The organism is Candidatus Planktophila sp. (genome assembly GCF_046070465.1).
Lineage (GTDB): Bacteria > Actinomycetota > Actinomycetes > Nanopelagicales > Nanopelagicaceae > Planktophila.
On the sequence record NZ_JBJTMK010000010.1, the window covers coordinates 1 to 10,689 of the forward strand.

A 10,689-nucleotide genomic window follows, 5' to 3' on the forward strand; every position below is an offset into this window, starting at 1 on the left:
CCTTCACCGGTAGCCGGCATCCTGCAGAAGATTGTTGTTGGCGTAGATGTCACTGTTGCAGTCGGTGCTGAGCTCGCAGTGATTGCTGATAGTGCAAACGCATCAGTACCTGCGCCTGCCGCACCTGCACCAACTGTGGAAGCACCTGCGACTCCCACTCCTCCGCCGGCTCCAGTAATTGAAACTCCTGTTGCAGCACCTGTTGCAGCTCCAGCCGCACCGGCTGCTTCTTCAGCTGGCACTGTCATCACGATGCCAGCACTTGGTGAGTCAGTTTCTGAGGGTACGGTGACACGTTGGCTTAAGAACGTTGGCGATTCAGTTGCAGTTGATGAAGCCCTCCTTGAAGTTTCCACTGACAAAGTTGATACAGAGATTCCTTCTCCAGTTGCCGGAACACTGCTCGCTATTGATGTTCCAGTAGATACAACTGTTCCAGTCGGTGCACGTCTTGCACTTATCGGTGCCGCCGGTGGCGCTGTTGCATCTACTCCAGCCCCTGCGACCCCTGCTCCTGTAACTCCAGCACCTGTAACTCCAGCACCTGTTGCTGCGGCGGTTGTGTCTGCGCCCGTAACACCTGTTGCTCCAGTTTCACAGCCTGCAGATGCTTACGTAACACCTATTGTTCGCAAGCTTGCCAATGATTTGGGTGTCAACCTTGCATCTGTGAAAGGAACAGGAATCGGCGGACGCATTCGTCGAGAGGATGTTGAGAGCGCAGCACCTCGCAGTGCCGCTCCCGTTGCATCCGCACCAGTCGCTCAAGCTCCGCGTGCCTCTGCTCCAGCACCTGTTGCTTCATCTCCCCTTCGCGGTACAACGGTGACAATGTCACGACTTCGCAAGGTGATTGCAGCTCGCATGGTTGAGTCACTTCAGGTTTCAGCTCAGCTCACAACAGTGATTGAAGTAGATGTCACCAAGATTGCACGTCTACGCGATCGCGCAAAAGCATCTTTTGAAGCGCGGGAAGGCGTCAAGCTTTCATTCCTTCCATTCTTCGCAGTTGCAACATGTGAAGCACTCAAGCAACATCCAGTTCTCAACTCATCGGTTGAGGGCGATCAGATTATTTATCACGGTGCGGAACACCTTGGAATAGCTGTTGATACAGAGCGCGGACTTCTCGTTCCGGTAATTCATAACGCCGGTGACCTGAACATGGGTGGCGTTGCTCGCAAGATTGCAGATCTCGCAGCTCGCACACGCGACAATAAGGTGACTCCAGATGAACTCGGTGGCGGAACATTCACACTGACGAATACAGGTTCACGTGGTGCGCTCTTTGATACTCCCATCATCAATCAGCCACAGGTTGCAATCCTTGGTCTTGGTGCAGTCGTCAAGCGTCCGATGGTTGTAAAGGGCGAAGATGGTGGCGAGACAATCGCTATCCGTTCCATGGTCTACCTGGGACTTTCCTACGATCACCGAGTTGTGGACGGCGCAGATGCTGCTCGCTTCTTAGTCACTCTCAAGGAGCGACTCGAGGGCGGCGCATTCGAAGCTGATCTGGGTCTCTAATGTGAGTACTCCACAGCGCATCGCAATCACGGGTGCTTCTGGCCTTATTGGTTCTGCACTCGTCGGTCACCTCAAGAGTGAGGGACATACTGTGCAACGCCTCGTGCGTCGTACACCTGTCTCCCCCGATGAAGTCAAGTGGGATCCAAAGACAGGTTATGTAGATATCGAAGCGCTTCGTGGTGTGGATGCAATCATTCACTTAGCAGGAGCTGGTGTCGGCGATAAACGTTGGAACCGAAAGTACAAGGCTGAAATTCTTAACTCTCGTCTTTTAGGAACAACTGCAATTGCAAACGCGGTTTCTGAACTTGCTCCTCAAGTTTTCATTTCAGCGAGTGCGATTGGTTGGTATGGAGAATCTGGAAATCGCGCAGTAGTTGAGAGCGATAAGTGTGGTGATGACTTTCTCGCAGCAGTATGCCGTGAATGGGAAGGTGCGGCAGATACTGCTCACAATACGCGCACAGTAAAGATTCGTACCGGTCTGGTTTTAGATCCAACCGGTGGAGCGCTCGGCAAGATGCTTCCGCTCTTCCGTTTTGGTCTCGGCGGAAAGATGGGAAATGGAAAGCAATGGTGGTCGTGGATTACTCTTCACGATCTTATCCGTGCAATCACATTCATTCTCGATAATGATATTTCCGGTCCGGTAAACCTCACTGCGCCCAACCCAGTCACTAATCAAGAATTTACCTCAGCTCTTGCTCGGGCGATGCATCGCCCAGCACTCTTTCCGGCACCGGCAATAGCGCTAAAGCTAGCGATGGGTGGTTTTTCGGCAGAGATTCTTGGTTCAAAAAAGGTCATGCCGACGGTGTTAACAGCTGCTGGATTCGAGTGGGATTACCCGCACATCACCAATGCACTCAGTGCGCTAGTGACTCCATAGCTGCAAGACGACCTGACAAGAGCGCACCATTCTGCGAACCTGCAGTCAGATAATCGCCTGCAATAAATAGCTCGTCGTTAACTCGGGCTGACTTCACGCCATGGCCGCCTGGTCGGAATACAGGAAGTGAGTTACGAACCTCGTATCGCTTGATAAATTCAAATTCGCTAGGAGCGATCCCCCAGAACTTTGAAATCTCATTGAGCGCTTGGTCATCCGTAATGTCAGCGATTGCAGTTGAAGAGACTAACGTCTTGCCAACAGGGGCATATTCAGAAACCACATTGCTCAACGCAATTGAATTCACAATCGGATTTGCAGTGCTGGTAACGCGAAGATTCTTACTCTTCAGAAGACCGGCCGGAAGCGCGTGGTACCAGGTGAAGCTATCTGCGAATTGAGGTTCTACAGGTATGTGCGTCAACTTTGCTGTTGTCTGCGCATCGGTTGCGAGAATCACTTTCTTTCCAGCGAACTGTTGAAGTGAATCGATGGGTGCATTGAGATGTACCGTTTCGACACGCGCACCAAGGGCTTCAGATAAGGCGCCTGCACCCGCGCGAGGTAAGCCGGATTGACCTGAGACAAAGCTCTTGATGATCTCGCGACCATAAGAGCTGTCAATATTCTCCAATTCCGTGAGGAAAACACCACGCAAAAATGGTTTCAAAACATTCTCATAGAGATCGCCTGCACCCGATGCCAAGATTGCATCACGAAGGGAGACTTTGCTATCGGGTCTCTCTCCTACAAATTTAAGCACAGCTAGCTTCTCGGCGAGAGAACCAAGCGGTGAACGAAAAGCTCTCACAGGATGGGTACGTGGATCTCCAATAGAAGATATACCAAATGGCGTCACAACATCTATAGTGCGAGATGCACCCACAAAATCAATCTCATTGATAACGCCAAGTCGCTTAATTTCCGGGTATCCCGAATTAATCAGCTGAAAGCCTCGATCGAGTATGTATCCATCAATGTAATCCGACCGAACACGTCCGCCAAGATCATCCGCTGCTTCATAAAGTTCAACGGACTCTCCTGCCTCCTGCAACGTAATTGCTGCAGAGAGGCCAGCGAGACCACCGCCAATGACTACATAGCTCATCGTTACTCCTTAGAATCAGCAAGCTTTGATGGCCACCAAATCTTTGGGCCGATTTCGTGAACGAGAGCTGGCACGAGAATTGAACGCACAATGATGGTGTCGAGCAATACGCCGAAGCCCACAGCGAAGCCAAGCTCTGCCAGTGGAACTAGTGGCAAGAGACCAAGGACTGCGAAGGTTGCTGCAAGAACGATTCCTGCAGATGTGATTACAGCACCGGTAACTGTTACGCCCTTAATCACACCCGCTCGAGTACCAATTTTGCCCGCTTCCTCACGTACGCGTGTCATCAAAAAGATGTTGTAATCGATGCCCAACGCAACCAAGAAGATAAAGGCAAACAATGGAAATGAGTTGTCACCACCAGGGAACTTGAAAATGTGATTGAAGGTAATCGCACACACACCAAGAGTTGCAAAGTATGAGAGCACTACCGTTCCAAGAAGAACAATTGCACTCAGAATACTTCGAAGGAGAAGCCCCAGAATGATAGTAATGACGAAGAGGATTATCGGAATGATTGTCTTATTGTCACGACTATTTGCTGTACGAACATCGAAGTAAACTGCTGAAGTTCCACCGACCAATGCAGTCGAGTCTGCCTTCTTCGCTGCTTCGCGAATAGGTGTGATGTACTCTCCTGCAGCAACGCTATCTGGGGCCTTATCGAGTGTCGCATTGAGGATTACTTTGCCATCAACCGCCTTGACGTTCTGCGTAACAGGATCGACAGCATATGCAACTTCACTGACACCTTTGACTGCGGAAACAGCAGCAATCACAGCGTCTGCTTTTCCTTGAGATACGACGATTTGAGTCGGATCTCCTTCTCCACCTGGGAAGTGTGTGACGAGAAGTTTTTGGCCGACCACTGATTCAGGATTTCCAGTAAAGGTGTCGATTGTGCCAAGACCATCCGCCTTCAGAGTTGTCGAGGTGAAGGCAAGCGCAAGGAGAACTGCTCCTGTAATAACCCAAGACTTTCGTGGGTTACGACCAATGGTGTTCGAGACCTTAGACCAAGGACCACTCAATACGTGATCGTCGCCATCATTGCGTGGCTTACGAGGCCAGAAAATCCAGCGGCCGAAGAGAACGAGCATCGCTGGAAGGAAGGTCAGAATTGTAAACATTGACGCAACAATGCCGATGGCGCCGATTGGTCCAAGTCCCTTTGTGCTGGTGAGCTGGCTAAAGAGCAACATCGATAATGAGATAGCAACGGTTGAACCTGAAGCCAGGATTGGCTCCCAGACTCCCTTGTATGCGGCCTTCATCGCATCAAAACGGGATTCATGGTGGTGCAGCTCTTCGCGATAACGCGCAATGAGCAAGAGTGCGTAGTCCGTGGCGGCGCCGACTACAAGTACGGAGAGAATTCCTTGCGACTGTCCATCAACGTCGATGACGTTGTTCTTTGCAAGAAGATAGATGATTCCACCGGCAGTCGTCAGAGCAAACATCGCAGACATCAGCGGAATAATCCACAAGAATGGTGAGCGATAAACCACGATCAAAATAATTGAAACGACGCCGAGAGTTACAAGTAGAAGGCTTGAATCGAGAGATCCGAATGCACCGAAGAGGTCTCCCAGGATTCCACCAGGACCTGTGACGTATGGAGTCAATCCCTGAGCCTTTGCAATCGGTGCTGCGTCATCGCGAAGAGCTTGAACAACCGCTGGCAACACTGGCTTCTCATTGGGAAGAGTTTTTGAGATGGATTCTCCGTCGAGTGGGATATTGACGAGAATTGCCTTGCCATCTTGCGATGGGAATGCAGTGACTTGAGCGCCCTTGAGCAGGTAATCACCGAGCTTTGCTGAAGTTCCATCAAGTTTGAGCTCTGTCACACCTGCAAAGTGCTGATTAATTGCAGCCAGGGCTGTTGGTGAAGCGCCTCCCTCGAGAAGAACGAGGGTAGGAAAGTTAAAAGTTGAACCATCGGAGAATTTAGCTATCGCATCAGATGCTTGTGCTGCCTCGGAGCCCTTAGGCAGAAATGAAGAATTGTTGTTCTCTTGGACGCTAGAGAGCTTTCCAAAGAGCGGTCCGAAGACACCGGTAATCATGAACCAGCCGATTACGACTAAAACGGCAAGGGTAACGGGCTTTTTATTCTTAATTAGCATGGGCGAGAGTCTACCTTTAGGCTTACCCTGTGCCGGTTTTAGACTCCTCTCCCCTCGCTCTTCAGCGAAGCGGGTTAGTCGAGTATGAAGATGCGCTAGCGATTCAACGAACGATTCACTCTGAAGTCGCTGCCGGTCTTCGCCCCAACACGCTAATTTTGCTTGAGCACCCATCGATCTATACGGCAGGAAAGCGCACTCTGGATGAGGAACGTCCTGGCAACGGCGCAAGGGTGTTGGATGTAGATCGCGGCGGAAAAATCACATGGCATGGTCCAGGCCAACTTGTTGGATATCCGATTGTTCGCTTGAGCAACCCTCATGAGCTCGTGGGTTTCGTACGTGAAATCGAAGCTGGTCTCATCAATGTGTGTGCTGAGTTTGGAATTATTGGAGTGCGAGTTGAAGGTCGCTCTGGTGTGTGGATTGTCGATGAAAAAGGTGAGCGTAAAGTTGCCGCTATCGGAATTCGCGTGGCATCAGGTACATCGATGCATGGCTTTGCCCTGAATGTAAATCCCGATCTCTCCGCCTTCGATGCAATCGTTCCATGTGGCATTTCCGATGCCGCAGTGACCTCGCTCGCACTCGAACTGGGTCGCGAAGTTACTATTGAAGAAGTATCACCCGTTGTAGAGAAGTATCTGTATGAAGCACTAACAAAGGTGAGCGCATGACAATCGCACCAGATGGCCGCAAGTTACTTCGCATCGAGGCTCGCAATGCGCAGACTCCTATCGAGCGAAAGCCACAATGGATAAAGACTCGCGCCAATATGGGTCCTGAGTACACACGTCTTCGCACTCTCGTAAAGACGGAATCTCTCCATACAGTGTGCCAAGAAGCTGCCTGCCCCAATATCTTCGAATGTTGGGAAGATAAGGAGGCAACTTTTCTTATCGGTGGCGAACGATGTACTCGCCGCTGCGATTTCTGCAATATTGATACAGGCCGCCCAGAGCCAGTAGATCCTGATGAGCCACGTCGCGTTGCTGAATCAGTGCAGTCAATGGGACTTAAGTACGCAACGATTACCGGTGTCACTCGTGACGACCTCGAAGATGAGGGCGCGTGGTTATATGCAGAAACAATTCGAAAGGTTCATGAACTCAATCCAGGAACTGGCGTTGAAATGCTTGCACCTGATTTTGGTGCAAAGTCTCATCTTCTCAATCAAGTCTTTGAAACTCGTCCAGAGGTGTTCGCACATAACCTCGAGACTGTTCCTCGCATCTTCAAGCGTATTCGTCCAGCGTTTACCTATGAGAAGTCGTTGAATGTAATTACCCAAGCTCGAGAATTTGGATTGATTACCAAGTCCAATTTAATCCTCGGTCTCGGTGAAGAAATCAGCGAAGTCATTCAGGCTCTAGAAGACCTTCATCAAGCTGGCTGTGATTTGATCACGATTACTCAATATCTTCGCCCGACAAATAAGCACCACCCAGTAGAACGTTGGGTGAAGCCTGAAGAGTTTGTTGATCTAGCAAAGCGCGCCGAGGACATTGGGTTTAGTGGAGTTATGAGTGGCCCACTTGTGCGCTCTTCCTATCGTGCAGGTCGACTCTATAAGCAAGCCCAAGAGAAGCGTGCTCAGCGTGGCTGATCTCATCTATCCCCCAGTTGTTGGCGTGATGAGGACGCTCTGGAAAATGTTGGGGTTGAAATTCGATTTCGAAGGTCAAGAACATCTGCCTGACTCCAATCATGGTGGAGCAGTTCTGGCCATGAATCACATTAGTTATTTAGATTTTGCCCTTGTTGGAACTGCGGCGCTACCTATGAAGCGCTACGTGCGTTTTATGGCGAAGAAAGAAATCTTTGATAATAAATTAGCAGGCCCTCTTATGCGAGGAATGCACCACATCAGCGTTGATCGCTCTAATGGTTCTGCATCATTGGTCGCCGCTCTTCGCGCACTCCGCGATGGTGAAATCATTGGAATCTTTCCTGAGGGAACTATCTCTGTCTCATTTGAAATTAAGGAGCTCAAGAGCGGAGCTGTTCGATTAGCTCAAGGCGCAGGGGTTCCAGTAATCCCCACCATCATCTGGGGTTCGCAACGTTTATGGACGAAGAAAGTTAAGCGTAACCTCAGGCAGCGCGGAGTACCGATTACTGTGGTCTTTGGCGAGCCGATTTACTTTGATAAAGATAGTGATGTTGAAGCAGGTGAGGCGATTCTTCGAGCGACCATGGTGAAAATGCTCCATGCAGTGCAGGAAAAGTATCCAGATTCACATCAAGGAGAGCGCTGGGCGCCGGTTCGCCTTGGTGGTACAGCACCTGCTCCCCTAAACTAGCGAGCATGGCTAAGAACAAAGAAGAAAAAGTAAAGTCTCCTCGCTTTAAGGAATTTCGTGATGCCTATGCAATCACCAAGTCAGTTAAGCCTTGGATCGGATTCGCACTCCTCGCTATCGTCCTCGGTGGTGTTGTACTTGCTGAAATCATTGGAATTGCAACAGGACATCCCATCTATGCCGGAATCCTCGGACTTCTCTCTTCTGCTGTTATTGCCCTTGTAGTGTTTACTCGTATTGCAGGCTCTGCTGCTTACGCCTCGATCGAAGGCCAGATCGGTGCAGGCGCATCTGTATTGATGGCGATTCGCAAAGGTTGGACAACAACGCCAGCAGTTGCAGTCAACCGCAACCAAGATATGGTCCACCGCAGCGTTGGTCGCGCCGGAATTGTTCTCACAGGGGAAGGCGGATCGGCTGTACGACAGATGATTCAAGATGAGCGTAAGAAGTCAGAGCGCTTTGCCCCCGGTGCACCTATAACAGAGATCATCGTCGGTGATCAGCCTGGTCAAGTTCCTTTGAAGAAGTTGCAGAAGCACGTCACTAAACTTCCTAAAAAGTTATCTGCACATCAGATGCGCGAACTTCGCATGCGCCTTAAGGCTGTTGGTGGAATGTCATTGCCGATTCCTAAGGGACCTATGCCAAAGGGCGTAAAGGTTAAGTAATTTTTATCGTTGAATCAGAACGGTATTTGATAGTCGTTCGTTGATTCCGCGTCCATCCTCATCAAAGGTAATTGCGGTGATGATGATGACCATGAGTAAAGTGCGCACCAAAACTTGAAGTGGTCTTGCTGCCTGTCCATCGCTGAAACGGATGACCTTGAGCCCCACGATGCGATGACCAAATGAAGATCCTCCTAAGGTGACGAGAATCAGGTATTCGAGAGCCATCACCACCAGGACAGTGCCCCCAATTCCCCGACTGCGCTCAAGAAGCGTTCCATTGCCTGCCAAGAAGCCGAGGCTGACCGCGTAAGCGGCGAGCCAATCGATGGTAATTCCGAGGGCACGGCGTCCTTGGCTAATTCGTGGGTACATGAGCCCAGCCTAGATTATGTGAGACGGTAAGGCTCATTTGTTACATAGGCGTAACACGGGAAATAGCGGTTGTAACCCGCAAAGCCATAGGCTCTGCCACATAGAAAGGCTCAAAGTCGAGCTCTTTCGACTATGAGACTTATTGGGAGTCCTACATATGTTTAAGAACTCAAGCGATATCTTCGCCTACATCAAGAAGGAAGATGTCAAACTTATCGACGTCCGCTTCACAGACCTTCCTGGTATCCAGCACCACTTCAACGTTCCAGTTGAATCATTTGATGAAGCAGTCTTCACTGATGGTTTGATGTTCGACGGTTCATCTATCCGCGGATTCCAGTCAATCCACGAATCAGATATGAAGTTGCTGCCAGTACCAGAATCAGCATTTATCGATCCTTTCCGTGTTGAGAAGACTCTCGTTATCATCTTCTCGGTTCACAACCCAGGTGATAACTCACCTTACTCACGTGACCCGCGTGGCGTTGTTGCAAAGGCTGTTGATTACTTGAAGTCAACCGGAATTGCTGACCAAGCATTCTTCGCACCAGAGGCAGAGTTCTACATCTTCGATGCGATTCGCTTTAAGACCGATATCAACGAGGCTTACCACCATATCGACTCATACGAAGGTGCTTGGAACACAGGCATCGTTGCAGATCCGGATGGAACACCTAACCGCGGTTATCGCACACGTGTTAAGGGTGGTTACTTCCCTGTTTCACCAACAGATCAGTTCGCAGATCTTCGTGACGAAATGGTGATGGAGCTGGGTCGTGCAGGCCTTCAAGTTGAGCGTTCACACCACGAGGTTGGAACTGCTGGCCAGATGGAGATTAACTACAAGTTCACCGACATCCTTACTGCAGGCGACGAGTTGATGAAGTTTAAGTACATCATCCGCAACGTTGCATGGGAAGGCGGCAAGACAGCTACCTTTATGCCAAAGCCACTCTTTGGAGATAACGGCTCAGGTATGCACGTTCACCAGTCACTCTGGAAAGATGGCAAGCCACTCTTCTTCGAGGCAGGCACATATGGCGATCTCTCAGATATGGCACGCTGGTATATCGGTGGACTCTTGAAGCATGCACCATCACTTCTTGCATTCACTAACCCAACTGTTAACTCATACCGTCGTTTGGTGCCAGGCTACGAAGCTCCAGTAAACCTTGTTTACTCAGCACGTAACCGTTCAGCATGTATCCGTATCCCAATTACAGGATCATCACCAAAGGCAAAGCGCGTTGAGTTCCGTTGCCCGGATCCATCATCAAATCCATACCTCGCATTTGCAGCAATGCTCATGGCTGGTATCGATGGAATCATCAACAAGATCGAGCCACCTGCTCCAGTAGATAAGGATCTCTACGAGCTTGAGGGCGAAGAAGCAGCAGCTATTCCACAGGTTCCAGGATCACTTGATGCAGTTCTCGATTCACTCGAGAAGGACCACGAGTTCCTTACAAAGGGCGGAGTCTTCACTGAAGATCTCATCGCTACTTGGATCGAATGGAAGCGCAAGAATGAAGTTGATTATGTGCGCCTACGTCCGCACCCAGCTGAGTTCGAGCTCTACTACGACATCTAAGATGTTAGTAAAGAACCCCGGTGATTATTCGCCGGGGTTCTTTTCTTTGAGGTAAGTTCGCGTCATGAGCCAAGAACGCGAGAAGTTAAG

At 50.1% G+C, this 10,689-nt stretch carries 10 protein-coding genes; 7 read left to right on the plus strand and 3 right to left on the minus strand.

Annotated elements, in window-relative coordinates; genetic code table 11:
- Both sucB and ACKOVI_RS00395 read left to right on the plus strand, forming a co-directional pair.
- Positions 1-1,527: 2-oxoglutarate dehydrogenase, E2 component, dihydrolipoamide succinyltransferase (gene sucB, locus ACKOVI_RS00390; protein WP_509601711.1), on the plus strand; the 1,527-nt coding region annotated here is incomplete at its 5' end.
- Between the two features lies 1 nt (position 1,528).
- Entirely contained in the window at positions 1,529-2,419 is an 891-nt protein-coding gene (locus ACKOVI_RS00395; RefSeq protein WP_509601714.1) for a TIGR01777 family oxidoreductase, read from the plus strand.
- Here ACKOVI_RS00395 and ACKOVI_RS00400 read toward each other — a convergent pair.
- A complete protein-coding gene (locus ACKOVI_RS00400) occupies positions 2,397-3,527 on the minus strand; it encodes an FAD-dependent oxidoreductase (protein WP_509601716.1) in 1,131 nt (376 codons plus the stop codon). The two genes, ACKOVI_RS00395 and ACKOVI_RS00400, sit on opposite strands and share 23 nt — an antisense overlap.
- A gap of 2 nt (positions 3,528-3,529) precedes the next feature.
- The gene (locus ACKOVI_RS00405; RefSeq protein WP_509601718.1) at positions 3,530-5,659 is read right to left on the minus strand and encodes an MMPL family transporter; all 2,130 of its coding nucleotides are present in this window, start codon (positions 5,657-5,659) and stop codon (positions 3,530-3,532) included.
- A gap of 29 nt (positions 5,660-5,688) precedes the next feature.
- Between ACKOVI_RS00405 and lipB the strand changes: the two genes are divergently transcribed.
- The 4 genes from lipB to ACKOVI_RS00425 are packed head-to-tail and all read left to right on the plus strand — an operon-like array spanning position 5,689 to position 8,633.
- Positions 5,689-6,336, plus strand: coding sequence for a lipoyl(octanoyl) transferase LipB (lipB, locus tag ACKOVI_RS00410; protein ID WP_509601721.1), 648 nt, complete (start codon positions 5,689-5,691; stop codon positions 6,334-6,336).
- Positions 6,333-7,265 carry a lipoyl synthase gene (gene lipA / locus ACKOVI_RS00415; protein ID WP_509601723.1) on the plus strand — a complete coding sequence of 311 codons (933 nt, stop codon included), beginning with the start codon at positions 6,333-6,335 and terminating at the stop codon, positions 7,263-7,265. The genes lipB and lipA overlap by 4 nt, the downstream gene beginning before the upstream one ends.
- Positions 7,258-7,962: a lysophospholipid acyltransferase family protein gene (locus tag ACKOVI_RS00420; protein WP_509601725.1), complete on the plus strand. Its 705-nt coding sequence runs from the start codon at positions 7,258-7,260 to the stop codon at positions 7,960-7,962. Before lipA ends, ACKOVI_RS00420 begins: the two co-directional genes overlap by 8 nt.
- Positions 7,963-7,967: 5 nt before the next feature.
- A complete protein-coding gene (locus ACKOVI_RS00425; RefSeq protein WP_509601727.1) occupies positions 7,968-8,633 on the plus strand; it encodes a DUF4191 domain-containing protein in 666 nt (221 codons plus the stop codon).
- Between the two features lie 3 nt (positions 8,634-8,636).
- Here ACKOVI_RS00425 and ACKOVI_RS00430 read toward each other — a convergent pair whose 3' ends face one another.
- Positions 8,637-9,008: an RDD family protein gene (locus ACKOVI_RS00430; RefSeq protein WP_509601729.1), complete on the minus strand. Its 372-nt coding sequence runs from the start codon at positions 9,006-9,008 to the stop codon at positions 8,637-8,639.
- Between the two features lie 157 nt (positions 9,009-9,165).
- Here ACKOVI_RS00430 and glnA point away from each other — a divergent pair, with 157 nt between their 5' ends.
- Positions 9,166-10,599 carry a type I glutamate--ammonia ligase gene (glnA, locus tag ACKOVI_RS00435; RefSeq protein ID WP_509601732.1) on the plus strand — a complete coding sequence of 478 codons (1,434 nt, stop codon included), beginning with the start codon at positions 9,166-9,168 and terminating at the stop codon, positions 10,597-10,599.
- Positions 10,600-10,689: the final 90 nt, after the last annotated feature.